Origin of the sequence: Kitasatospora sp. NPDC058032 (assembly GCF_042885845.1) — a bacterium.
In the GTDB taxonomy this organism is placed as follows: domain Bacteria; phylum Actinomycetota; class Actinomycetes; order Streptomycetales; family Streptomycetaceae; genus Kitasatospora.
This window is the reverse complement of record NZ_JBHVRK010000004.1, coordinates 1-23,689: the sequence shown is the minus strand read 5'-3', so window position 1 is coordinate 23,689 and position 23,689 is coordinate 1. Positions and strand designations below refer to the sequence as shown.

The 23,689-nt window shown below is 74.8% G+C and carries 22 protein-coding genes, 1 tRNA gene and 1 riboswitch; of the genes, 7 read left to right on the top strand and 16 right to left on the bottom strand.

Annotation, left to right across the window (positions count from 1 at the left end):
- Nucleotides 1-42: 42 nt before the first annotated feature.
- The 4 genes from ACFVUH_RS07890 (at nucleotide 43) to ACFVUH_RS07875 (ending at nucleotide 4,629) form a co-directional block, all read left to right on the top strand.
- Nucleotides 43-825, top strand: coding sequence for a MerR family transcriptional regulator (locus tag ACFVUH_RS07890; RefSeq protein WP_387911859.1), 783 nt, complete (start codon nucleotides 43-45; stop codon nucleotides 823-825).
- A gap of 192 nt (nucleotides 826-1,017) precedes the next feature.
- Nucleotides 1,018-2,346, top strand: a complete 1,329-nt coding sequence (locus tag ACFVUH_RS07885; protein WP_387911857.1) for a hypothetical protein — start codon at nucleotides 1,018-1,020, stop codon at nucleotides 2,344-2,346.
- Nucleotides 2,347-2,464: 118 nt separating this feature from the next.
- The gene (locus tag ACFVUH_RS07880) at nucleotides 2,465-3,151 is read left to right on the top strand and encodes a SigE family RNA polymerase sigma factor (RefSeq protein ID WP_355360766.1); all 687 of its coding nucleotides are present in this window, start codon (nucleotides 2,465-2,467) and stop codon (nucleotides 3,149-3,151) included.
- Nucleotides 3,148-4,629 (top strand): hypothetical protein, encoded by a 1,482-nt coding sequence (locus ACFVUH_RS07875; protein WP_387911855.1) that lies wholly within the window; start codon nucleotides 3,148-3,150, stop codon nucleotides 4,627-4,629. Before ACFVUH_RS07880 ends, ACFVUH_RS07875 begins: the two co-directional genes overlap by 4 nt.
- A 74-nt stretch (nucleotides 4,630-4,703) precedes the next feature.
- Here ACFVUH_RS07875 and ACFVUH_RS07870 read toward each other — a convergent pair whose 3' ends face one another.
- Together ACFVUH_RS07870 and ACFVUH_RS07865 are read right to left on the bottom strand one after the other, a co-directional pair.
- Nucleotides 4,704-6,203, bottom strand: a complete 1,500-nt coding sequence (locus tag ACFVUH_RS07870; protein ID WP_355360760.1) for an aminopeptidase P family protein — start codon at nucleotides 6,201-6,203, stop codon at nucleotides 4,704-4,706.
- Between the two features lie 142 nt (nucleotides 6,204-6,345).
- Nucleotides 6,346-7,908 (bottom strand): PP2C family protein-serine/threonine phosphatase, encoded by a 1,563-nt coding sequence (locus tag ACFVUH_RS07865; RefSeq protein ID WP_387911853.1) that lies wholly within the window; start codon nucleotides 7,906-7,908, stop codon nucleotides 6,346-6,348.
- Between the two features lie 735 nt (nucleotides 7,909-8,643).
- Here ACFVUH_RS07865 and ACFVUH_RS07860 point away from each other — a divergent pair.
- A complete protein-coding gene (locus ACFVUH_RS07860) occupies nucleotides 8,644-9,300 on the top strand; it encodes a bifunctional DNA primase/polymerase (protein ID WP_387911851.1) in 657 nt (218 codons plus the stop codon).
- Nucleotides 9,301-9,548: 248 nt separating this feature from the next.
- Here the strand turns inward: ACFVUH_RS07860 and ACFVUH_RS07855 are convergent, their stop codons facing one another.
- The 4 genes from ACFVUH_RS07855 to ACFVUH_RS07840 all read right to left on the bottom strand — a co-directional run bounded on the left by ACFVUH_RS07855 (nucleotide 9,549) and on the right by ACFVUH_RS07840 (nucleotide 14,070).
- Nucleotides 9,549-10,535 (bottom strand): DUF5926 family protein, encoded by a 987-nt coding sequence (locus ACFVUH_RS07855; protein ID WP_387911849.1) that lies wholly within the window; start codon nucleotides 10,533-10,535, stop codon nucleotides 9,549-9,551.
- Nucleotides 10,536-10,659: 124 nt separating this feature from the next.
- The gene (locus ACFVUH_RS07850; protein ID WP_387911848.1) at nucleotides 10,660-11,124 is read right to left on the bottom strand and encodes a hypothetical protein; all 465 of its coding nucleotides are present in this window, start codon (nucleotides 11,122-11,124) and stop codon (nucleotides 10,660-10,662) included.
- A 516-nt stretch (nucleotides 11,125-11,640) separates the two neighbouring features.
- The gene (locus tag ACFVUH_RS07845; RefSeq protein ID WP_387912313.1) at nucleotides 11,641-12,471 is read right to left on the bottom strand and encodes a glycerophosphodiester phosphodiesterase family protein; all 831 of its coding nucleotides are present in this window, start codon (nucleotides 12,469-12,471) and stop codon (nucleotides 11,641-11,643) included.
- A 132-nt stretch (nucleotides 12,472-12,603) separates the two neighbouring features.
- Nucleotides 12,604-14,070, bottom strand: a complete 1,467-nt coding sequence (locus tag ACFVUH_RS07840) for a purine-cytosine permease family protein (protein WP_387911846.1) — start codon at nucleotides 14,068-14,070, stop codon at nucleotides 12,604-12,606.
- Nucleotides 14,064-14,211: riboswitch (TPP riboswitch) on the bottom strand. (Overlaps the previous gene by 7 nt.)
- Before the next feature lie 182 nt (nucleotides 14,212-14,393).
- On the opposite strand from ACFVUH_RS07840, the gene ACFVUH_RS07835 reads away from it, so the two are divergent.
- Together ACFVUH_RS07835 and ACFVUH_RS07830 are read left to right on the top strand one after the other, a co-directional pair.
- Nucleotides 14,394-16,124, top strand: coding sequence for a S1C family serine protease (locus ACFVUH_RS07835; protein ID WP_387911844.1), 1,731 nt, complete (start codon nucleotides 14,394-14,396; stop codon nucleotides 16,122-16,124).
- Between the two features lie 66 nt (nucleotides 16,125-16,190).
- Nucleotides 16,191-16,278: transfer RNA gene (locus ACFVUH_RS07830), tRNA-Ser, on the top strand.
- 138 nt (nucleotides 16,279-16,416) lie between these two features.
- On the opposite strand, the gene ACFVUH_RS07825 is transcribed toward ACFVUH_RS07830, so the two are convergent.
- The 10 genes from ACFVUH_RS07825 to ACFVUH_RS07780 form a co-directional block, all read right to left on the bottom strand.
- Nucleotides 16,417-18,699 (bottom strand): DUF3987 domain-containing protein, encoded by a 2,283-nt coding sequence (locus ACFVUH_RS07825; protein ID WP_387911842.1) that lies wholly within the window; start codon nucleotides 18,697-18,699, stop codon nucleotides 16,417-16,419.
- Nucleotides 18,700-18,769: 70 nt separating this feature from the next.
- Nucleotides 18,770-19,708 (bottom strand): bifunctional DNA primase/polymerase, encoded by a 939-nt coding sequence (locus ACFVUH_RS07820; RefSeq protein ID WP_387911840.1) that lies wholly within the window; start codon nucleotides 19,706-19,708, stop codon nucleotides 18,770-18,772.
- A 73-nt stretch (nucleotides 19,709-19,781) separates the two neighbouring features.
- Nucleotides 19,782-20,051, bottom strand: a complete 270-nt coding sequence (locus ACFVUH_RS07815; RefSeq protein WP_387911838.1) for a hypothetical protein — start codon at nucleotides 20,049-20,051, stop codon at nucleotides 19,782-19,784.
- 17 nt (nucleotides 20,052-20,068) lie between these two features.
- Entirely contained in the window at nucleotides 20,069-20,428 is a 360-nt protein-coding gene (locus tag ACFVUH_RS07810) for a hypothetical protein (RefSeq protein ID WP_387911837.1), read from the bottom strand.
- Entirely contained in the window at nucleotides 20,425-20,889 is a 465-nt protein-coding gene (locus ACFVUH_RS07805) for a hypothetical protein (protein ID WP_387911836.1), read from the bottom strand. Before ACFVUH_RS07805 ends, ACFVUH_RS07810 begins: the two co-directional genes overlap by 4 nt.
- Complete coding sequence (locus tag ACFVUH_RS07800; protein ID WP_387911835.1) at nucleotides 20,886-21,476, bottom strand: hypothetical protein; 591 nt, start codon at nucleotides 21,474-21,476, stop codon at nucleotides 20,886-20,888. The genes ACFVUH_RS07805 and ACFVUH_RS07800 overlap by 4 nt, the downstream gene beginning before the upstream one ends.
- A 110-nt stretch (nucleotides 21,477-21,586) precedes the next feature.
- Nucleotides 21,587-22,363, bottom strand: a complete 777-nt coding sequence (locus ACFVUH_RS07795) for a mucin-2 (RefSeq protein WP_387911834.1) — start codon at nucleotides 22,361-22,363, stop codon at nucleotides 21,587-21,589.
- A 111-nt stretch (nucleotides 22,364-22,474) separates the two neighbouring features.
- Complete coding sequence (locus tag ACFVUH_RS07790) at nucleotides 22,475-22,747, bottom strand: hypothetical protein (RefSeq protein WP_387911832.1); 273 nt, start codon at nucleotides 22,745-22,747, stop codon at nucleotides 22,475-22,477.
- 14 nt (nucleotides 22,748-22,761) lie between these two features.
- Entirely contained in the window at nucleotides 22,762-23,202 is a 441-nt protein-coding gene (locus ACFVUH_RS07785) for a hypothetical protein (RefSeq protein ID WP_387911831.1), read from the bottom strand.
- Between the two features lie 37 nt (nucleotides 23,203-23,239).
- On the bottom strand, nucleotides 23,240-23,428 hold the full coding sequence (locus ACFVUH_RS07780; protein ID WP_387911829.1) for a hypothetical protein: 189 nt from the start codon (nucleotides 23,426-23,428) through the stop codon (nucleotides 23,240-23,242).
- Nucleotides 23,429-23,689 lie beyond the last annotated feature (261 nt).

Here is a 23,689-nt window from a genome sequence, read left to right as displayed (position 1 = left end):
GGGAGGCGGGAGGGTCGTGGTCAGCACGGAGGGAGGACCCGGATGGACACCGGGGACGGGTACCCGGTCGGTGCCGTGGCGAGGATCGCCAAGGTGACCGTCCGCACCCTGCACCACTACGACGAGATCGGCCTGCTGTCCCCCCGGGGCCGCACGCGGGCCGGCTACCGCCGGTACGACGAGGCCGACCTCGGACGGCTGCAGCGGATCCTGTTCTACCGCGAACTCGGGTTCTCCCTGGAGGAGATCGCGGCCGTCCTGGACGACGACTCGGTGAGTCCGAGCGAGCACCTGCGGCGCCAGCACCGGTTGCTGACCGACCGCATCGCCCATCTCCAGAAACTGGCCGCGGCCGTCGAACACGCCATGGAGGCAGAGAAGATGGGGATCCAGCTGACCCCGGAGGAGAAGTTCGAGCTCTTCGGCGAGAACTACCGCGAGGAGTGGGAGACCGAGGCCGAGCAGCGCTGGGGCGACACCGCGGCCTGGACGGAGTCCCAGCGCCGCACCGGCGGGTACGACAAGGCCGACTGGGAGCGGATCAAGGTCGAGACGGACGGGCTCAACGCCCGTCTGGTGGAGGCCTTCACCGCCGGCGAGCCCGCCGACGGCGGCCGGGCCACCGACCTCGCCGAGGAGCACCGGCAGCACATCTGCCGGAACTTCTACGACTGCACCTTCGAGATCCACCGCGGCATCGCCGGGATGTACGTCGCCGACCCGCGCTTCACGCAGGTCTACGAGGACCTCGCCCCGGGTCTGGCGCGGTGGCTGCACGACGCCATGCTCGCCAACGCGGCCCGGCGTACCGGCGAGCAGGCGTAGCCACGGCGGGACGGCCGCGCCACGGAGGTCGTACGGTCGTTCCGGACAGTACGAAATTTTCTTCGAACACCCTGCAACCTCGCCGGGACTCGGACGTCTGAGAGGGTGAGGGCCGATCCGGCGCGGGTCACCACCGCGCCGGTGCCGGGCCTCGCCGCAGAGGCAGAGTCCGACTACCACGGGGAACCCACCATGCGCCCGTCCACTGTCCGGCGTCTCGTCAGGACCGTTCCGCTGGCGGCCGTCGTCGCCGGGGCGGCCGGTTACGCGCTGCTCCCCGCCGAGAGCGGCGCGGGCGCCGGCCCGGTCCGGGCGGTGCGGCCGGTTCCGGTGGAGGTGCTGCCGGCCGGAGCGGTCGCGACGGGCCCGGTGCCGACGGGTCCGGTGCCGACGGGGGTGGCGCCGTCGGGGGCCTCGATGAGGTCGGCGCTGGCCGCGCCGGTGGCCGAGGGGTCCGCACCGGTGTTCGCACCGGTGCTGGTCCCGGCCGGGTACGCGGACGGACTCCCGGCCGACGCCACGACGGTCCTCACGGCCACTCCGGGCCCGTCCTCCACGCCGTCCGCCACCCCGTCCGCCCCGGCCGGCGGGGCGCTGCCCAAGCCCGGCGGCTCCCCGGTCTGGCCGGAGGTGCCGCCCCTCGCGGTCGGCGAGCAGGTCGACGTCGCGATCCGCCCGCTCGGCGGCACCTGGGAGGCCCGCGCCGACGGCAGCTACGTCGACTTCGAGGTGACCTGGACCAACACCACCCCGATGCGCTACGACGAGGTCGTCCCGGTGGTGCGGGTGCTCCCGTACGACTACCCGGCCGCCGTCGCCCGCCCGGGTACGACGGCCAAGGGCATGCTGGACCGCAAGGACCTCGACGAGTGGCGCGAGGTCAAGCTGGACCAGGTCGGCGTGGGCACCGGCCCCCAGCAGGGCACCTTCGCGCTCGACCCCGGGGAACGCCGGACGGTCCGCTACCGGCTGACCCTGGCCTCCGGCGGCATGGCGGGCCGGCTGCCGATCTCGGCCGAGGGCTGGATCGGCCGCGGCGCCAGGGCGGTGCGGGTCGGCGGTACGGAGGCCCGGTTGCAGGTGACGGTGGCCCAGCCGGTCCAGCTGTCGGTGACCAGGCCGACGGACGCGGCGATGGGCCGGGTCCCCTCCGAGGTGCGGGTGGAACTGACCAATGTGGACGGCTTCGCCAGCCACACCGTCGCACCCGCCCTGGCGGTGCCCGACCCGCGCACCCAGGCCACCGGACAGGGCCCGGGGCCGGAGGCCCTGATCACCGAGGTGCTGGTGGACGGCGAGTGGCGCCGCCTCCAGGCCACCGCGGGCGCCGGGGGCCCGGTCCCGCTGGACACCGCCGGGCTCTCCCGGGTGCTCGGCCCGGGGGAGAGCGCCGTCTACCGCTTCCGGATCGCCGTGCCGACCGGATGGCTGGCCTGGATGGGCATCGACCTGACGGTCGGTCACAGTGTCGACGGCCAGGCCCTGCCGACCCGCAGGGCGCACGTGCGCCTGTCCTCCTGACGGCCGGCCGCTCGCCGACGACGATCCGACCGGGCCCGGACGGGCCGGGGCGACCGATGACGATGTCCTGACGCACCGGGGTGGAACCGGACCGCCGTCGGGGGGAAAGCGAAGACGGATGTCCATGGCCATCGGGCCGGCCTCACGGGCCGCCCAGGGGCGCGGGGCCACCCTGCGTGGGCTGGTGACGCTGCTGTTCGGCGCCCGGGAGGTGCAGGACCCGGGCGAGGTGCTCGACGTGCCGGTCGCCGCGCAGTCGGCCGGCCGGCGCCGCGCCGGGTTCCGCCTGCTGCCCGGCGGCGGCCGCTCCCGCGAGGCCGGGCCGACGCTGACCGACCTCTATCTCACCCACCGGCTCAGCCTGGTCCGCCTCGCGGTGCTGCTGGTCGACCATCAGGACCAGGCCGAGGACGTCGTGCAGGAAGCTTTCGCCAAGCTCTACCAGCGGCACGGAGAGCAGCTGGACGATCTGGACAACGCGCTGGCCTATCTGCGCACCGCCGTGGTCAACGGCGCCCGGTCGGTGCTGCGCCGCCGCCGCACCGCCCGCGAGTACGTACCGCCCCACGAGGCGGACGCGCCGTCGGCGGAGGACCACGCCGTCCTGAACGACGAGCACCGCCGGGTGCTGGTGGCCATGCAGGAGCTGACCCCGCGCCAGCGCGAGGTCCTGGTGCTGCGCTACTGGTCCGACCTGTCGGAGTCGGAGATCGCGGAGATCCTCGCGGTGTCCCGCGGCACGGTGAAGTCCACCGCGAGTCGGGCCCTGGACGCCCTGGAGAAGAAGCTGGAGAACGCCCGATGAGCGACTACCGGCGCCCCACGGTGGGCGCGGAGCGCGGCGGCGGGGCCGGCGGGGAGAACGGCGCCGGCCGCGGTACCGGTCCCGGCGGCGACTCCCCGGTGGAGTGTCTGCTCCGGGAGGCGATGGCGGCCCGCGCCGCCCGGATCACCACCCAGGACCTGCGTCCGGCCGACCCGCCGAAGGGGCCCCGGATGCGGCGCCGGCCCGCCTACCTGATGGGCCTGCCGCTGATGGGGCTGGCCGCGGCGACGCTCATCGGCGTGCTCACCATCCCCACCGACACGCTCGCCGACCGGCGCGGCGACGCCCCGGCGGCGACGATGAGCGCCAGCCCGGACCCGTCCGGGGGCACGGACCCGCTGTCGCCGACCGCGCAGCCCTCCGACGCGCTCGGCGTCCCGGCCGGGGCGCCGCCCGGGGGCTCCCCGCAGGACTCCCCGGACCCCGCCGCGGGGCAGGGGTCCGCCCCGGGCCGGGGCGGGACCGCCGGCGGCGGGGGCGGGACGGGCGGCGGGTCGGCGCGCTCCCCGGAGCAGTCAGACGCGGCACCCGGGGCACCGTCCGGGGCCGCGCCCGCTCCGGGCACGGCCGGTACCGGGGTGGCCCGCCCGTCCCAGGGCATCGAGGTGAGCTTCGACGGCCTGGCGGGGGCGGAGGCGATCGCCGGCGGCGAGCTGGTGACCTTCTCGGTGAGCTGGCGCAACACCACCCAGGAGTCCTACGAGGCGGTGGCGCCGGTGGTGGCGGTCCGGGCGCTCGCCGACCCGGTCGGCACCGACCGCACGGTGCGCGGCCGGCTGCAGCGCGAGGACGCGGGCGGCACCTGGACGGAGGTCCCGCTGACCGAGGCGACGGGCGCCTACCTGACCTCGGGCGATCCGGTGGCGTTCGCGCTGGCCCCGGGGGCCGTCCAAACGGTCCGCTACCGGCTGGACCCGGCGATCGACAGCGCGGAGGGGACGCTGTTGCTCCAGGCCCTGGCCGTGCTGCCGACCGCGAAGCGGGCCGAGGAGGCGTCGACGCTGACGGCGCTGCGGCTGAGCAGGGCCCCCGCCAGCGCCCGGAAGGCACCGGCGATCAACGTCGAGAAGACGGCGCTCGGCGTGGTCACGATGACCGTCCGCAATCCGGGGGCGGCGCCGCTGGCCTCGGTGGTCCCGACCGTCCGGCTGAACGGGAAGGACGCGGCCAAGATCGTGGTCCAGGCCCGGTACGGCTCCGGCATCGAGGGGTTGCGCACCCTGCCGGCCGCGCTGGACGGGAACGGACAGCTGATGGTCGACACCACCCTGCTGGAGCGGCTGGTGAAGCCGCGCGAGTCGACGGCCTTCACGTTCCAGTTCAGCGTGCCGGACGACTGGCGGCCCGAGGGCATGAACGACTTCGCCGTGCTGCTGGGGGCCAAGGGGGACGGCCAGGACGCCGCACCGGTCGTGGTCTACCCGGGGTTCAACCTCCTCACCGCGCCCCTCCCCTGAAGACGCCGCCGGCGGTCCGGCCCCCACTGCTCGGGGGCCGGACCGCCGGCGGCTCGGGCGCGGTGCCCGCCGGCTCAGGCCAGCGAGGCCATCCACGCCTCGACGTCCTCGGCGCGGCGCGGCAGGCCGGCCGAGAGGTTCTCGTTGCCGTCGGCGGTGACCAGGATGTCGTCCTCGATCCGGACGCCGATGCCGCGGTACTCCTCCGGGACGGTCAGGTCGTCCTGCTGGAAGTAGAGGCCGGGCTCGACGGTGAGCACCATGCCGGGCACCAGCAGCGCGTCGACGTGCTCCTCGGTGCGCGAGTGGGCGCAGTCGTGGACGTCCAGGCCGAGCATGTGGCCGGTGCCGTGCAGGGTCCAGCGGCGCTGCAGGCCCAGTTCCAGGACCTTCTCCACGTCGTACACCGAGCCGTCCAGCAGGCCCCAGGCGAGCAGTCGCTCGGCGAGCACCCGCTGCGAGGCGTCGTGGAAGTCGCGGAACCGGGCGCCCGGCTTCACGGCCGCGATGCCGGCCTCCTGCGCGTCGTGCACCGCGTCGTAGATCTTCCGCTGCAGCTCGTCGAAGCGGCCGTTGATCGGCAGGGTGCGGGTGACGTCGGCGGTGTAGAGGGTGCTGGTCTCCACGCCGGCGTCGAGCAGCAGCAGCTCGCCGGGGCGGACCTCGCCGTCGTTGCGCACCCAGTGCAGGGTGGTGGCGTGCGGGCCGGCGGCGCAGATCGAGCCGTAGCCGACGTCGTTGCCCTCGACCCGGGCGCGGCGCCAGAAGGTGCCCTCGATCCAGCGCTCGGAGGTGGCGACGGCCTGGCCGAGCTCGCGCACGCAGTCGGTGAAGCCCTTGACGGTGGCGGCGCAGGCGGCGCGCAGCTCGCCGATCTCCCACTCGTCCTTGACCAGCCGCAGGCCGCTCAGGAACTCCTTGAACTCGGCGTCCTTGCCGGCGTCCAGGGCGGCGTCGAGCGCGGCCTCCAGGCCGGCGTCGTAGCCGCGCACGATCCGGGTCGGCACGCCGTCCGCGGCGCGCTCGGCCAGCTCGTCGGCGGCCTTGCGGACGTCGCGGACCGGCAGGCCGAGCAGCTGCTCCTGCTCGGTGAGGCTGTGCCGGCGGCCGACCCACAGCTCGCCGTAGCCGTCGAGCCAGAACTCGCCGTTCTCGCGGTCGGAGCGGGGCAGCAGGTAGAGGTGGAAGGTGTGGCCGGTGTCGCCGGCGGGCTCGGCGACCAGGACGGCGTCCTCGGTCTGGTCACCGGTGAGGTGCACGTACTCGCTGGCGGCGCGGAAGGCGTAGTCGCAGTCGTTGGAGCGGACCTTGAGGGTGCCCGCCGGGACGACCAGACGCTCGCCGGGGAAGGCGGCGGACAGCTTGGCGCGGCGCTCGGCGGCGTACGGGGCCTGCGGGACCGGGGCCAGGCCGTGCAGCTCGGTGTCGGCCCAGCCGGACTTCATCGAGGCGGCCAGCTCGTCGGAGACCTTGGAGTAGAGGCCGTTCTTGCGGCCCTTGTACTGCTGCGGCTCCTCGTCGCCGCCGACGGCCTCGGGGTTCTCGGCCACCGCGGGGGTGCGGTCCTCGGTCACGTACGTCGCCTCCTTGCGCGTGGTGCCGCCCGGGGCGTGTCGGATCGCGACACAGGTGGGCGGCCGTGCGTCCATGGTACGGACGCCCGGCCGCTCACCCGTTCGGGCCTTCGCCGGGTCCGTTCGAACCGGCCGGGCCGGGCTACTCGAAGCGCGCGGCGAGCAGCGTCAGGTCGTCGTTGGCCGGGACGCCCCCGGCGCCGGCCGCCTCCTGCTCCGCCGCGACCGCCACCAGGTGGGCACAGAGCCGGTCGGGGTCGATCCGCACGTCGCGCGGGGCGTCGGCGGCGGCCCGGCGCAGATTGGCCTGCCCGGCGTGCAGGGTCGGGCCGAAGCGGCGGGCCAGTCCCTCGGTGCAGAGCAGCAGCGTGTCGCCGCGCTCGGCGGTGAACTCGACGCCGGGCGCCTCCCAGCAGGAGAGCACGCCCAGCGGCGCGGAGAGCGAGGTCTCCACGAACTCGGCGCCGTACCGGGTGACCAGCACCGGCGGGCAGTGTCCGGCCCCGGCCAGGGTGACCCGCCGTCCCTCCGGCTCCACCCAGGCGTAGACGGCGGTCGCGGTGCGGGCCGGCTCGGTGGTCTTCAGCAGCAGTTCGAGGTCGCCCAGGACGGACACCGGGTCCTCGCCCTCCAGCACCGCGTACGCCCGCAGCGCGGCCCGCACCCGGCCCATCGCGGCGGCCGCGCCGGGGGCGGAGCCCGGTCCGGCGCCCGGGCCGTCGCCGGACACCGAGCCGACGGTGAGGCCGACCGTGCCGTCCGGCAGCGGGATGGCGTCGTACCAGTCGCTGCCGCAGGAGCGGTCCAGGCCGGCCGGGACGAGCCGGGCGGCCAGCCGCAGGCCGGCCGGCTGGGGGAGGTGGTCGGGCAGCAGGCCGCGGCGCAGCGCCTCGGTGGTGCGCCGGACCTTCTCCGCGTCGAGCTGCTTGGCCAGCAGCGGGGCGGCCACCTCGCAGTAGCGGCGGGCCAGTTCGCGCTGGCGCTCGGTCGGGGCGGCGGGCCGGTCGTAGAACCAGAGCACGGCGGCCAGCGGGCCGTCCTCCTCGGTGGCGAGCGGCAGGCCGTAGCAGCCACCGAGGCCGAGGTGGCCGGCCAGTTCGCGCAGCCGGGCGCCGATCGCGGGATCGCCGGCGAGGTCGTGCGACTGCAGCTCGACGGGCCGGTCGTGCTCGCGCAGCAGCCGGGCGAGCAGGCTCTGGTCGGTCGGGACGGTCTCCAGCGCGCCGAGGCTGGCGCGGTCCAGTCCGAGGCCGACCGGCTGGCTGGGGCCGCCGCCGGGCAGCGCGGTGACCAGCAGGGCGCGGCCGGCGCCGAGCAGCGCGGCGCCGGAGGCGAGCACCGCGTCCAGGGCGGCGGACAGGCCGCGGGCGCGGGCGAGCCGCGCGGTGTGCTCGTGCAGGCTGGTGAAATCGGACAGGCGTCCGGCCAAACGGTCCTGCACGCGGGTGGCGGAGGCGGCGGGCCGTGCGCCGTCGGATGCGCCGGGGGCGCCCGCGGCGCGGCTCGCGCCCTCGCCGCCGCCCGGCAGCTCACCGGGCGCTGCGCCGTCCGGCTGTCCCTGCTGCGGCCCGTCCGGCCGGCCGGCGGACTGTCCGGCGGGCGCGGCCGGCTCGTGGAAGCCCGGCGGATCGAGCACGGAGAGCCCGCTGGTGCCGCCGGGCTCGGCCGGCTCGGAGGACGTCGACGGTGGGTGGGACTCGGTCATGCCGCCACTCCTGACGCGGTGGTGCGTGTCACGCGGATCATGCGGAACCCCCAGGTACGGCCGTTAGGAGCGAGCACGGCCAAAAGGGCGCGTTTCGCCTCGATTCGCTACTACTCGTCATTGATCGACAGCAATGCCACCACTTCTACACAGGCCATTCGGGGCATGTCCAGAGCCATGACAAGGCAGATGGCCCGTTCCGCGCCGGAGCGGCCCGGCCGGGGGCGCGTTCCGTTCGGCGCGCGCCGGTCGACTGCGCCGCAGTCCGGCGGGACACGGTGCCCCGGCCGCCCGTCGGGCATGGAGCGGTCGGCGAACGGGCAGAACCGGGGGGACGGCACCGGCGGCCGTCCGGATCGTATGCCCCTGGCGCCGGCCGGCCGGGTCGGCCGGAAGCGACTCACTCGTACGGTGGAACCAACCGCGGCCGGGCGGCGTCCATCCGGTCGCATACGGGATTCTCGTTCCAAGGGCTGTTCTATTCCACGGCCCTTTCACATCGTGCTCCACCGCGTGCTCCAGGCCCGCGCCGTTGTCGCACCGCCGTCCGTTCCGCCGTACGCCCCGCCCGCAGCCCGGCCCCGGCCCGGCCCCCGGTCCGTTCCGACCCGGCTCCCGGCCGGTTCCCTCCGTCCGGTTTCGCGGGCCGGTCCGGCGTCCCCGGACGCGCGGCGGCGGCCGGTCCGGCGACCGCGGGCGGAGCCACCGAGCGGTCACGGAAAGGAACGGGTGCCAATGCGTGACAACCCACTGCGCGACGACCCGAGGGGCCGGTCGGCGGCCCGGGCGGCCCGGCTGGCCGGGGCCCTGACGGCCGCCGGCGGGCACCGCTGGCCCGTCGTCCCCGGCACCGTCCTGCTCGCCGACGGACACTGCTCCTGCGGCGACCCGGACTGCCCGGTGCCGGGCGCCCACCCGCACGACCCGCCGCTGCTCGCGGCCACCACCGACGCCCGGATGGTGCGCTGGTGGTGGGAGCGGCGCTGCCCGGACGCCCCGGTGCTGGTGGCGACCGGGCGGACGGTCTGCGCGGTCAGCCTCCCGGCGGCGGCCGGTGCCCGCGCGCTCGCCTACCTGGCGGCGCTGCGGCTGCGGCTCGGCCCGGTGCTGGCGATGCCCGGCCGCTACGCGATGCTGGTCGCCCCCTACTCGCTGGACGCGCTCGGCGAGATGCTCGTCCAACTCCCCTGGGTGCCCGGATCGTTGCGCTACCACGGGGTCGGCGGCTTCCTGCCGCTGCCGCCCGGCGGCGGGGACGGCGACCGGGTGCGCTGGGTGCTGCCGCCCGGCCGGGGTGCCGACGGCGAGGTCTGGCTGCCGCAGGTCGAGCCGCTGCTGGGCGAGTTGGTGGCGGCGGCGGTCCAACTGGACAGCGGCCGCTCGGCATACTGACGATCCGTCGTCGGCGTACTGATCGGGCACGGCCGACCGGCCCCGGCGTGGGGCGTTCGGAAAACAAAAGATCCGGCCGCTGGCGACGGGGGATGCACCAGCGACCGGACTCTTTAGACAGTAACAAGGATCCGCGCCCGCGCCAATTTCCAAGACGCCCTCGCAGCCCGGAAATTGCGGGTTGCGGGCGACAATGTGACGCGTATCACGCCGATCCGCCGGGTGTGTCCCGGCGTTGCGTCCCGCCTTTAGTTCAGGGTGACCTGACGGTTCACCAGGTTCGCCCGGGCCCGCCGCTCGTCGGCGGTGAGCGGGGCCGGGTCGGCGAGCGTCGCGGCGAGGCGCTCGGCGAACTCCGCGGCCGGCTTCTCGCAGTCGGCCGCGGTCATCTCGATCGGCAGGTCCCAGACCGGCACGGTCAGGCCGTGCGCCCGGAAGGAGCCGACCAGGCGGGTGTCCGGGCCGATCGCGGACTGCTCGGCGGCGGTCAGCCGGGCCAGCGCGTCCAGCAGCTGCTCCTCCGGGACGGTCATCACCCAGCGCAGGTGGTTCTTGTCCGGGGTGCCGCACCAGTAGGCGGCGTCGACGCCGGCGAGCTTCTCGGTGGGGATCGCCGAGGCGTTGGCGCGCTCCAGCGAGGCGGCCACCTCGCCGGTGGCGGTCTCGGCGTCCTCCAGCCAGAACTCGAAACCGGTGTGCACGGTCGGCTCGAAGGCGGCGGCGCCGTCCAGCAGGTCCTGCAGGCGGCGGCCGCCCGGCACGGTCCGGCGGGCCGGCACCGGGGTGCCCGGCTCGGTGGCCAGCGCCAGCTCCAGGGCGTCCGCGAGGTCACGGCTCAGGTCGCCGGAGGACGACTGGGTCTGCAGGCCCAGCAGGATCGAGCCGTCCTGGCGGCGCAGCGCGGGCCAGGCCAGCGGCAGCACGGTGGCCAGGGTGACCGACGGCACCTCGCCGGCGGCGTCCCCGGCCACCCCGGCGGCCAGCGTCAGCGGCACGGTGGCGGCGGGCACCAGCTCGCGCAGCGCCACCCAGTCCGCCTCGCCCGGCAGGCCCTCGAACGGGCGGTGCACCAGCTCCTGGACGGCGTGCGAGGCCTCGCGGCCGTGGCAGGCCTTGTAGCGGCGGCCCGAGCCGCAGGGGCAGTCCTCGCGGGCTCCGACCACGGGGATCTCGCCCGTGACGGCAGGGGTGGACTGGGTGCGCTGCGGCGCCTTCTTGGCGGCCTTCTTGCCCATGGTGCGGCTCTCCCGGGAACGGTGGTGTTGTGCTCCCGGCAGCCTACTGACGTTCCCCGGGCGCGTGGCGTGCGCCGGGGCGCGGGCAGCCCGGCCCGCGCCCGCCGGTCCGGTGCGCGGCCGGTCAGCCGGTGTGGCGGCCGTTGCCGTGGTGCCCACCGCCGTGGTGCCCACCGCCGTGCTGCCCACCACCGTGGTGTCCGTCGGCGTGGTGTCCGCCGCCGGTCCGCCGGGCGTGCCGGGCGCGGGCCGGCAGCGCCGCCCACACGGTCACCTCGCCGGGGGCGTCGCGCACGCCCCAGTCGCTGGCCAGCTGGTCCACGATGCTCAGCCCGCGGCCGCCGTGCGAGGTCAGCGAGGGGCTGGACGGCGACGGCCGGGTCTGCGCCCCGCCGTCGGTGACCTCCAGGGTGAGCACGCCGTCGGCGTGCATCTGCCAGCGCACCAGGACGCCGCCGGCGTCCTCGCCGGCCTCGCCCGCCGCGGCGGCCTGCTTGCTGCTCCCGCCGGTCCGGGCCGGTCCGCCGACCAACAGCGGTTCGACGGCCCCGGAGCGGGCGCCCCGGCCGAGCGCGGGCAGCGGGCCCAACGGTCGGGCGTAGCGACAAGCGTTGCTCAAAAGTTCGGAAAGGATCAGAACCGCATCATCAATGACCGGTTCCGGTATCTCGCGGTCTCCCAGATCTCGACGCAGCCGGCGCCGTGCGACCCCGACACTCGCTGGGCCGTGCGGCACTGCCATGGTCGATGAAGTCGGCACTTCACGCGCCACCATCAACGCCACCCCCGGACCTCCTTCAGCGTATGCCGAGGGATGGATGCCCCTTGGCAATACGTCGGAAACGACCGTGCGGCGATCCCTCGCGCACATTTGACGGCCGTCCACCGTCGGTGCGCGAGAGGTGATTCGACGCTCACCCTGCGTCGTGAAACTGTATGAATTGCGGCAGAAATCGTCGCCGAAAGGTTTGAGTCCCTACCAAGCCGATCAACGGCCGATGGTGGTTGAACGGTTCACCACAGCGGTACCACGTACCCCGCGATTACCACCGGGTCTGCCGGCGGGTCCGGCGACGGCTCCGGGCGACGGCTCCGGTGTCCGGGCTCAGCGGCCGAGCTGGGCCAGGACCTCCGCCGGGCGGTTGGTGATGATCGCCGACACCCCGAGCTCCAGGCAGAGCTCGACGTCGGCCGGCTCGTCCACGGTCCACACGTGCACCTGGTGGCCCAGCTCGCGCAGCCTGGTCACCAACCCCGGCCGGGCCCGCACCAGCTCGATGCCGGGACCGGCGATCCGCGCCCCGCCCGGCAGCGGCGCGCCCGGGCGCAGCCGTCCGCGCAGCACCAGGCCGCGCTCGAACAGGAACACCCGCGGGTACTGCGGCGCGGCCGCCGCCACCCGGGCCAGCGCGAGCGAGGAGAAGCTCATGATCCGGGCGTTGACGCCGTGGCCGCCCGCGCCGCCACCGCCCGCGCCACCGCCACCGCCCGCGCCGCCGATCCCGAACCGGTCCAGCACCCGCAGCAGCTCGGACTCCACCCGGCCGCGGAACCGCACCGGGTGCTTGGTCTCGATCGCGAGGTCCACCGGACGCCCGCAGTCCACCACCAGCTCCAGCAGGCTCTCCAGCCGCAGCACCCCGCGCAGCTCCGGGTCCTCGCTCGGCCGGCCGGTCTTCCAGGCGCCGAAGTCGTGCGCCTCCAGCTCGGCCAGGGTCATCGCGGACACCGTGCCCCGGCCGTCCGAGACCCGGCCGATCCGCCGGTCGTGCACGCAGACCAGCTGCCCGTCGGCGGTCACCCGCACGTCGCACTCCAGGGCGTCCGCCCCCTCGGTGAGCGCCTGGCGGTAGGCGGCGAGGGTGTGCTCGGGAAGGGCGTACGAGGAACCGCGGTGGGCGATCACCTGGACGGGCGGTGCGGTGCGGGCCGTCACGGGCGAGACATCAGGGCTGGTCACGCCGTACACGATAGGCCGCGCAAGTGAAGCGGAGGCGAAGACGGTCCCAACCCGGGGGGGCCGTCTTCGCCTCCGTGTCCGCCTCCGCCTCGGCGCCCGCGGAGCGGGTCAGCGCGCGACGGCGCCGCGGGCCCGGGTGAGCGGGGTGAGCGCCCAGGTGGCCAGGGCCGGCACCAGGAAGCCGAACAGCGAGGCCGAGGTCCACTCCTGCGGGGTGAAGTGCAGCGCCTCCTGCGCGGAGGTCCAGAGGTCCGTCCACCAGCCGGCCACCGCGGTCGGCGCGATCAGCTGGTAGGTGGCGAAGCCCAGCGCCCACGGCAGCAGCATCAGCCAGCGGGACGGCGCGTCGGCGGAGAGGTCCCAGCCGCGCCGCCCGGCGCCGAGGAAGTAGTCGACCGCCAGCACCGCGAACATCGGCACGAAGACCGAGCCGATCAGCCCCAGGAAGGCGTAGTAGGAGTCGGTGAACGCGGTGATCTGCAGCGCGAGCACGGTGATCAGCACACCGGTGCCGCCCGTCAGCACCCGGCGGTCGACCTTCGGCAGCAGGTTGTGGATCGACATCGCGGTCGAGTAGACGTTGGCGAAGGACTGGTCGGTCTCGCGCAGCACCAGCACCAGCAGGAACAGCCAGCCGGCCCAGACGCCCAGGAAGGAGTCGAAGATCCGCTCCGGGTTCCCGTCCGCCTGCAGCAGCGCCATCAGCCCGAGCACGTAGCACCAGACCTGCGCCATCGTGTAGCCGGAGAAGCTGCCCCAGAACGCCGAGCGCGGGGTGCGCGAGTGCCGGGTGTAGTCGGCGGCGAGCGGTACGAAGGAGATCGACACCGCGATCATCGAGTCCGTCGCCCGCAGGAAGCCGTGCCAGTTGCCGGCACCCGGGTCCGGCACGCCGTGCCGGCCGAGCTGGACGGTGAAGTACACCATCGCGACCGCCACCGCGGCGGCGACGAAGCGGCGCAGCACCGCGATGGCGCCGAGCGGCCAGATGGTCAGCGCGGTGGTCAGCGCGCCGGCCAGCACCACGAAGACCCAGCGGTAGCCCTCGGTGCCGGTCACGGTCTGCGCGCCGAGCGCGATCGTCAGCAGCTCGTAGACGCCCCAGCCGATGCACTGGACGATGTTGAGCACCGTCGGCACGTAGGACAGCCGGGTGCCGAACAGGCCGCGCAGGTTCGCCATGGCGGGCGCGCCGGTCCGCGCGCCGATCAGCGCGGCCACACCGAGCATCGCGGTGCCGACCACGGTGCCGGCCACGATCGCGGTCACCGCGGCGGCCAGCGACAGCTCCTCGCCCTCGGCGCCGAGCACGGTCGCGGCGGTGGTGAAGCCGATCAGCGAGACGCCGAGGTTCATCCAGAGCGCGAAGTGGTCGCGGAAGCCGAGCGTGCGGGGCGGCTCGGTGTCCAGCACCAGCGGCGCCTCGGTGCGGGCCGGGGGCTCCAGGACGGCGGTGGCCGTCCGCGCGGTGTCCCCGTCGGGGGAACCGGGAGCGGTGCCCGCGGCGTCCTGCGGCGGGGGGACGTTCCGGGACGCGGGCGCGCCGGAGGACGAGGATGACGAAGCGGACGGCATGGCCGATTTCTCCCTACGCCGGCATTACCCGGACAGGTTCCGGCGGTCTGCGCCCCCTCGACAGCCGCCCACGAGCTCCGTGGCGTACGGTCGACCGGCGCACTCTCAGCCTGGTCGGTCCAAGCTCCCGCGTGTCAGTTCGGAGCGACAGGCTAGTCGCCGTCGGGGGGAACGCCAAGACGGGTCGTGTCGGGTACGGCGCTTCGGCGGCCGTCTGGCCCGGCTAAGGATTCTTATGAGTTCTTCAGAAGGGTCCTTACGGCAATCGAATCGGGTGTGCGAAAAACTATGGTTGTTGGTCCTGTCAGCTATGGAGGTCGTCCGTGAGCACCGAGCGCGAGGTTGGGTCCACCGGGCCGCAGGGGGAGCAGCCCTCCGGCGGCCAGGGGGTGGTGGGTTCCGCTTCTGACGGTCCGGCGTTGCCGTCTGCGGCCGGCCCCGCCCCCGCTTCTGCACCGACGCCCGCAGTCGACCAGCCGCCCCAGCCGCCCGCCGAGGGGGGCTCCGGCGGGTTCACGCCCACGCTGGCGTTCGGCAAGGTCGGCGCCCCGGAGGCACCCGCCGCGCCGGCCCCGGCCGCCGAGCCCGGGTACCTGGACGCGCCGCCGCCGGTCCTGCCGCCCGCCGCCCCCGCGGCCCCGGCCGCGCAGGCCCCCGCCCCGTACGGCGACAACCCGTACGCCACCCCGGCCCCGGGCACGCCGGTGCCCCCGGCGCCCGTCGCGCACGACCCGTTCGCCGCCCCAGGCGCCCCGCAGGCCCCTGGCGCGACCGGCCAGCACCACCACCCGTTCGGCGCCGGCCAGCCGCTCGGCGGCTGGGGCACCGCCCACGACATCACCCCGGGCGCGCCCGGGGCCCCCGGTGGTCCCGGCGGCCCGCTCGGCTACCCGGGCGAGTACCCCGGCGCGCCGGTCCCCGGCGGCCCGCGCAAGAAGCGCGGCGGCCTGATCGCCCTGGTCGCGGCCGTCGCCCTGGTGGCCGGCGTGGCCGGCGGCGCGGTCGGCGTGTCCGTCGCCGACCGCGACGGCAAATCGGTGAGCGCCAAGGCCGACCGCAGCTCCACCACCGTCCAGGCCAACAACACCCAGAAGAACGAGCCCGCCCCGGGCTCGGTCGCCGGCATCGCGCAGAAGGCGCTGCCCAGCGTCGTCACCATCAAGGCCCAGGGCAACGGCGAGTCCGGCACCGGCACCGGCTTCGTCTTCGACACCGAGGGCCACATCCTCACCAACAACCACGTGGTCGCGCCCGCCTCCAGCGGCGGCAAGCTGACCGTCAAGTTCGCCGACGGCAGCTCCTACGGCGCCTCCGTGCTGGGCCGCGCCGAGGGCTACGACGTCGCCGTCATCAAGCTCGACAACCCGCCCAAGGAGAAGCTGACGCCGCTTCCGCTGGCCGACTCCGACAAGGTCAACGTCGGCGACTCCACCATCGCCATCGGTGCCCCGTACGGCCTGGAGTCCACCGTCACCACCGGCATCGTCAGTGCCAAGGACCGCCCGGTCGCCTCCGGCGACGAGACCGGCGCGCAGGCCTCCTACATGAACGCGCTGCAGACCGACGCCTCCATCAACCCCGGCAACTCCGGCGGCCCGCTGCTGGACTCCGCCGGCGGCGTGATCGGCATCAACTCGGCGATCCAGTCCAACGCCTCCAGCAACGGCCGGGCCGGCTCCATCGGCCTCGGCTTCGCGATCCCGATCAACCAGGCCAAGTGGGTGGCCGACACCCTGATCAAGACCGGCAAGCCGGTCTACGCCAAGCTCGACGTCCTGCGCAACGACGACTACAAGGGCGACGGCGCGCAGATCCAGACCCGCGACGTCCAGGGCCAGCCGGCCGTCACCCCGGGCGGCGCCGCCGACCAGGCCGGCCTCAAGCCGGGCGACGTCATCACCAAGCTCGGCGGCAGCCCGATCGAGAACGGCCCCGCCCTGGTCAGCAAGATCTGGACGCACAAGCCGGGCGAGACCGTGGACGTCGAGTACACCCGCAACGGCCAGACCGCCACCACCAAGGTCACCCTCGGCAGCCGCGTCGGCGACAACTGACCCCCGACCCGCCCCGGAAACCCTGTGCACCGAACCCCGCCGGACCCGTTAGGCTGACCTCCGCCTGGAGAGCTGCCCGAGCGGCCTAAGGGAACAGTCTTGAAAACTGTCGTGCGGTGACCCCGTACCGTGGGTTCGAATCCCACGCTCTCCGCTGTTGGAGAACGCCCAGATCAGGGCGGGTATCGACTTCAGGCCGATACCCGCCCTTTTCGATCCCGTCCCGGGCTGTCCCACCCGGATGCCCCTCCGGACCACCCTGTGTGGAACACCTGTGGAACGGATCCGGGCCCTACGAGGAGGGCTCCTCGCCGTCGAGGAACCGCTCGATCAGGCCATTCGCGCGCTCCTGCCGCCCGTTGATGACCTTCGCGTAGAACCGGAGCAGGACCGCCACGCTGTGCCCCGCCCGCCGGGCCACCTCGGTCTGGTCCACCCCGGCCGCCAGCCAGCCGGAGACAGCGGTGTGCCGGCAGGAGTACGGCACCTCGGCGAGCTTGGTCTTCACTTCCCTCGGGGAGAGGGCGATCTCCCGGGCCCGCTTCCAGACGGCTGAGGTCTCTTTGGTCAGCAGCCGCCCGCCACGCGCTGCCCGGAACAGCCGGCCGTCCGGCGTCACCCCGTACGCGTCGATGTGCTCCCGGAGCAACTGGACCAGCACAGGTGGGATCGGCACCTCCCGGGTGGCGTTCCGGGCCCGCCGCTTGAGGCCGCGCTCCTCGTGCGACTGACCGTCGTTCGTCCAACGCGACCCGACCCGGGGCGAGCTGCTGCCGAGCACCAGCTCGCCCCACCCACTGTCCGGCAGGGTGCAGTCGACGAGCCGCAGGTTCGTCGCCTCGGCCGGCCTCGTGGCGGCGTACAAGATGCACCCGTAGAACGCCCGCAGGTGCTTTCCCCGGGCCGAGACCTGCCCGGCGGCCTCCAGCAGCGCGCGGCCCTGCCCAGGGCTGGGCACCCACCGGAAGTCGATCTCGTCGCTCGTGGCGGGCGGCGTCCAGTCGACGAACTGGAGCGGGTTGCTGGGCAGGCGCCGACGCTCGACCGCGTACCGCAGGGCGTTGTTGAACACCATCCGCTTCCGGGTGAGCGTGGTGTCCGCGGCGACGCTCCCGTCCATCAGCCGGGCGATGGCCTCTAGGCCGAGGCGGACGTTCTCGGAGTCCTCCAACTGGTCCAGCGGGATGGACTTCTTGGTCACCCAGGTCAGGGCGGAACTGATCTCCTCAGGCGGCTCGGCCAGGTGCTCGGCGAAGTTGAACGCCCAGCAGGAGAGCGCGCGACGCAAGACGGTGAGGGCGTGGGCGGTGTAGTAGGCGCCGATGCGGGCGGCGGCGGTGAGGGTGTCGGCGCTGATGGGCTTGGTGTAGCCGTCGTGGGGGTGGTCGGCGAGGTGGAGCAGGCCGGCGATGCGGGCGACGGCGCCGTCGAGCTTGCTGGCCCACTCGGTGATCGGGCGCAGGACGCCGCCGCGGCGCTGCTTGTGCTCGATGTCGCGGCGGTGTTCGAGCATGACGGCGGCGGCCTCGGGGCTGAGGGTGAGAACGGCGGGGTCCGTCCACTCGGCCATGGCCAGGGTGAGGGTGCGGATCCTCTCGGCGTAGTCGTCCGCGACCTGGTCCGGGACGGTGTCCGGCTCCAGGTTGCGGTAGCCGACCAGGGACTCGGGGACGGCGTAGAGGAAGCGGGCGAGCAGGCCGCGGCCGTCGAAGCCCTGGACCTTGGCGATGTCCTCCAGCACGGAGGGCTGGATGGCCAGGCCCATGGTGAGCGCGGGCGCTTCGATGAACTGGGCCTCGCGGCCCTGCCGGTTGACGCGGAGCATGTCCCCGGCGTGGCCCTGGAGGAAGACGTCCATGTTGGGCTTGCCGCTGTAGCGGCCGGCGATGATGTCGAAGACGCCACCGCCCTCGGCGGACATCAGCGCCAGGCGCCCGCCCTGCTCGGCAAGCAGGGTCGCGGCGTTCTCGGCGGTGACGTCCTGGGCGATGAGCTGGGGCCGGACCGGGACCGTGGTCTGCTCGGCGGCCTGGGCCAGACTGATCGCCTCGGCGGTCAGCCGGTCCTGCTGGTCCGGGTCCGCGTTGGCGGCCTTGTGGGCGGCCTTCTCGGCGGCGGCGCGGGCGAGCTTGGCGGTCACCTCCGCCTCGGCGATCCGGGCGACCGCCCGCTCCACCAGGGCCTTCTCCACCGCGAGGACGGGCGCGCTCATCAGGGCGACGACGGCCGACTTGCGGTTGCCGGGCGGCAGCGCGGTGACCAGGTAGAGGTTCACCGGCTCGCGCCAGCGCCCGCGCACGGACACCACGGCCCGCCCTCCACAGGCTGTGGACAGAGCCGCGAGCGCCATGCCGCCGGCGAGGTCGGCGGGGGTCTGGGTCTCCTCCGCGACGGCGTCGACCATGGCGCCGAGCCACCCGGGCAGCGCGTCCGTGGGGAACGTGGGCAGGGCGCGGGCCTTGCCGAGCGGGATCGGCTCCTCCCACACCGGCACCTCGGCGGTGAACACGTCCGGGACGGTGTCCTCCCACCCGTCGGTGAACAGCGACTGCGACGGCGGGACGGGGGCGTTCACTCGGCCCGCCGCCTCGGGCGATCCCCCGAGGAGAAGCGCTTCTCCTCGGCGCAGGACGGAAGGCGGTTGCTCACGCGGCCCGCCCCACGCCACCGGCGCCCCGGGCCAGGCCGTTGGCGATCGTGCGCCTGCACTCCGCCTCACCCAGACCGGCCCTGGTGCCCGCGTCGAGGAGTGCGTCCGTGGCGTCCTGCTCGGGCAGCGCGCCGGTGGCCACCAGGCGGCCGAGGGCGGCGGCAGAGGCGAACAGTCGATCGTTGCGCCCGCCCTCACCGGTCTCACGGACCTTGTCCGCCTCCCGGGTCACGGCCGCTTCCACATAGGCGCCGAGGCGCCCGATCCTCGCGCGCACCGCCGCTACGTCCACCACCACTCCGGCCGGGGCGGGCCGGGGGGTGAGCAGGCCGAGCAGCCACGCGGGGAGCGGGGCGGGCGGGGTGTCGTGGACGACGGTGTAGGGGTGGTGGTTGACAGTGCTGCCGGGGGCGACGACGTAGCCGCCGCCGGCGCGGGTGTCGACCTTCCACCCGAGACCCTGCCCCTTCTCCCCGGTCGTGTTGCGCAGGACCGTGCTGGTGGGTGCGGTGAAGTACAGGTGGGCGCCGCCCCGTCCGGTGCGGACCTCGAACGTCTGCGGCCACGGCTGGCTGTGCTGCTCGCAGAGCGCGGCGAACACGTCGCGGCCGTCGGTGATGCCCTGCCCGGCCCACTGCTGGGGCGGGGTGTCGCGGGCGTGCTTGGGCATGTCGAGGTCGACCACCACCAGGTTGGACGGGCCGCACGCCAGGCCGACGTTGTAGGGGGCGTGCGACCACGTCCGGTGGATCACCTGCGGGTCGGTGGTGGCGCGGCGCTCCCACCCGAGGTGGCCGTCGGCGCAGGGGCCGGTGCGGGGGCAGTCGCTCTCCCCGTGCAGGGCGGGGTACTTCGAGCCGGGCGCCAGCGGGAAGATCCGCCAGCCGCGTCCGGCGGCCCTCAACGCGGCGGCGAGCAGGGGGTTACCGGTCATGCGGCACATCCCTTCGATCAAGGGCCCGGGACCGGCCGACGAATCAGGCCGGTCCCGGGCGAAGCGGAGAGGTTCAGATGTCGAGGGCGGTCTGGCCGTCGCACACGGCCTCGGGGGCGGGCGGCAGCAGCGTGTCGAGGGCGGCCTGGTGGGCCGGGTCGCCGAGCAGGCAGATGACGCGGCCGTCGGTGGTGACCAGCCACTCGTGGTCGGCGTGGACCGCCTCAACGGCGGCGTCGCGGGTGGTGGCGTGGACGGCGCATCCGCTGTCGCGGTCGGAGCCGAACACGGTGCCGCAGACGTCGCAGACGGCGACGTGACAGGTCACGGACTGGATGGACACAGGATCCTCCTGGTGGGTCAGAGGTCGAACAGGGCGTCCGGCCCGGTCGGCTCGGCGGTGGCCTGCCGGGCGGCGTGGGCGCGGCGGCGGGTGGCGTCGTGGCAGGCCGGGCACCACGCGGCCAACTCCCGCTTGGGCAGGGCGGCGGCGCGGTGCGGGGGCAGCAGCAGACCGTCCGGGTCGGCGGGGGCGGCGAGCAGGGCCACGGGGCCGGTGCCGTGCCGGGCGTAGCCCCCGTGGACGACCGGGCAGCGTCCGCCGTCCTTGTCGTGCTTCTTGCCGCAGGTGCCGCGGCACTGGCAGCGTCCGGCGGCTGCGGCGATCACGGCCTGCCACAGGCCGGTGGTGTCGCCGAGCGGCGGGGTTCGGCCGTTCACGCGGCCTCCCCGAGCGCTTCGGGGGCACCGCTCTGGGCGCGGTGGAGGAGGTGGTGGAGGGCGGCGGCGGCTTGGTCGGGCAGGACGCCGTTGCCCAGGGCCTTGAGTTGGGCGGTGCGGGTCAGACCGGGGACGGCGGTGACGTGGCCCGCGGGCAGGCCCATCATCCACTCGACGAAGACCGGGTTCAGACGCCCGGCAGCGTCGGTCGGCCGGGGTGCGGGCCGTCCGAGGACCGCTTCCCACCGGCGGATCGCCGGCCGGTAGGGGCCCCAGTCCGTTCCGGCCGGAGGGCGCCGGTCAGGGTCGGGTTGCCCCGGGCGAACGTCGCACTGGTCCGGTCCCCGTCCGCTGCGGTCGGGGTCGGCCACCCACGCCAACTCCCCGCCCAACACGGCCTGGACGGCCATGTCCAGACCGCCGTAGCCGGTGCACAGCGACCCGATGACCGGCCCGCTCACCGGGCTCCGCCGAGCAGGTCGTCCACCAGCGGGGCGAGCGCGCTGTTGGCGAGGGCGGCGAGCGCGGTGACCACCTGCTTGGCCTCGTGGGTGAGGGTGCGGCCGGGCCGGGCGCTGGTCGGCGGGGCGAGGTGGCCGGCGGGCACGGGGATGGTGACCTCGGCGGTGACCAGCAGCGAGGGGCTGTTGTCGCGGTAGGGCGCCAGGAGGTGCGGCCACGGCTCGTCGGTCCGCTCCCAGGGGTTGCGCTCCCAGTCCGCGGGCCGGCCGGTGGGGCGGTGGGTGAGGTGGTGGTGGCGCAGGGCGACGCGGGCGCGCAGGTGGAGGGTGCCGTTCGGGTCGATGACCGGGGCGAGGTCGAGCAGGTCGGAGCGCGCGGCCACGTAGCCGGGCGTCATGACCGGGGCGGTCGCGGTCCGCCAGGCCATGACGGCGAACCAGGCGGCGGGCAGCGGCTCGCCGTCGTCGTGGAAGTCGTCGGCGTGCTGGGCGAGGTAGGCGCCGTAGCGGGAGTGGCCGTCGCTGGCCTGCTCGCGGTCGCGGATGTCGTCCACGATCGCGAGCGTGAAGCGGTCGAAGTCGGGCATGCTGGTTCCCGTCTCGTTGAGGGATGCACGGCCGCGCGCCAGCCGTCTCTCTGCCAAGATCCGGCGGCTGGTGCGGGCTTCGTGCTGTCCGGGGCTGTTCGGCGGTTGGGTCAGCGGGTGGGGTGCAGGTCAATGACCATGGCGGTGGCGTTGTCGGCCCCGGCGGGGTCGGTGCGCACGGCGAGGTCGGTGAGGCGCTGGGCGACGGCTTCGGGGGCGCCGGCGAGCACGGGCGCGGGGAGGCCGGACCCGTCGCGGTGTCGGGGGGTGCCGTCCGGGGAGGGCGGGGGCAGGGTGCCGGCGTGCTCGTGCGGCAGGTAGGCGCCGTCGGAGGCGAGCAGCAGGCGCCGCAGGCCCGGCCGGGGGCCGAAGCCCACGGTGACGGCCTCGACAGCGCCGGTGAGGAAGCACAGCGAGGACGTCAGGTAGTCGTGGGCGTCGGGCTCGGGTTCGCGGCCCTCGCGGCGCTGCTTGGTGGCGTTGTTGTGGTCGGTGGTGAGCAGGTGGGCCCGGCCCTGCTCGGCGAGGTAGGCGCGGCAGTCTCCGGCCCACGCGATGTGCAGGCGGCCGGTGGGGGTGAGGACGGCGACGATCGCGGCGGCGTCCGCCGGCCAGCCCTCCGGGTGGTCCAGGTCGGCCCGGTCGGCGTGGAGGGCGGGCCGGATCTGCCGGATCGCGGCGCCGGGGTTGCCGAGGCGGGCCGCCAGACGGGCGAGCCTGAGGGCGGTGGGGCCCACCCAGGCGGCGGTGTGCGCGCGGTCTCCGATGCCGTCGAGCAGGACCCACGCCCGGTGACCGGCGGCGGAGTTGTCGTCGTAGGCGGTGGCGTCCGCCTGGTGGATGCGGCTCCCGATGCGCTGGGAGGCCGTCTGATGGGCGGTGAACACGGGGCGTCTCCAGAGCTCAGAGGGTCCGGGCTGTCCGGTCCCCCGCACCACCCGCGTCCCGGCGCTGGCTGCGGCGGGGGCAGGTGGCACGGCCGGTCGGGCAGGCCGGGGCTAGAACGGCGGCTCGCCGGAGTAGACGGGCGGGGTCCAGCCGAAGAGGCGGAAGGCGATCCAGCCGGGGACGCGCATCAGGCGCCGGACGCGGTCCGGGTCCCAGCAGGTGCAATGCCACCACTCGGTTCCGGCGTACTCGCCGGTGTCGTCGCCGTAGTCCTCGGCCCACCCGCCGCGCCCCTCGCAGTCGGAGCACTTCGGGTCGGGGGTGTCGGCGAGTTCGATCGCGGGGCGGGGCCAGGGCGTGAAGCGCAGTCGCAGGCGGGCCATGGCGGTTCCTCCGGTCATCGGTTGCGGTTGGTGACGTTGACGTGCACGTTCACGGCGCCCTGCCCGCCGCCCCGGCCACCACCGCCGCCGGTGGTCTTGGCGAGGGCGTAGGCGCCGACACCGAGCGCGGCGAGCCCGCCGACGCTCCCGGCCGCCGCCGCGACGGCCTGCACCGCGTAGCCGATCCCGAGGCCGCCGGCGCCGAGCGCGACGCCTCCGGCGAGCAAGCGCGCGGGCCACGGGTCCCGCGCCGGAACCGGGTTGGTGACCGGGGCGGGCTGGTAGACGGCGGTCGGCGCGAGCGCCGGGCCGTGGTGGACGGCCGGCGCGGGGGCGGCGGGGTGGTAGAGGGCGGGCGGTGTGGCGAGCGAGACGGGGGCGGCGTAGTAGGGGGTGCCGTCCGGGCCGTGGAGCACCGGGGCGGCGAACGGCTGCGTGCTGGTGGTGCGGTCCATCGGGGTCTCCCGTCGGCGGGTCGGTGCGGGGGTGGGGTCAGTGGTTGGTGGCGATGTGGGCGAGGGCGGCGAGGAAGGTGTTGACGGGGTCGGCGAGGCCGGTGGAGGCGGTGGTGAAGCCGGACAGCCACAGGACGGCGGCGGTGCCGAGGCCGACGCGGCGGGCGCGCAGGAGGAGGGCCGCGGCGAGGGCGAGCAGGACGGTGACGCTGATCGTGACGGCCATTTCGGCGGTCCTTCCCGTTACGGTTTCGGTGACGGTGCGTCATGGGCGCGTGTGGGGCACACAGCACCCTGGGGAAGCGCGGTTTCGGGGTGTGGGGCGGGGGTTGTGTGGGGCTTGCTGTGCGCCCCGCACGGGTCACACGGGCAGGTCAGAGGGCCACACACGGCTGTGTGCCCCACACAGCCCTGTGTGGCCCTGTGTGACCCTGCCTGTGTGACCCTGTGTGGCCCTGTTTTGGCTACTGGCGGTAGCGGGTGAGGG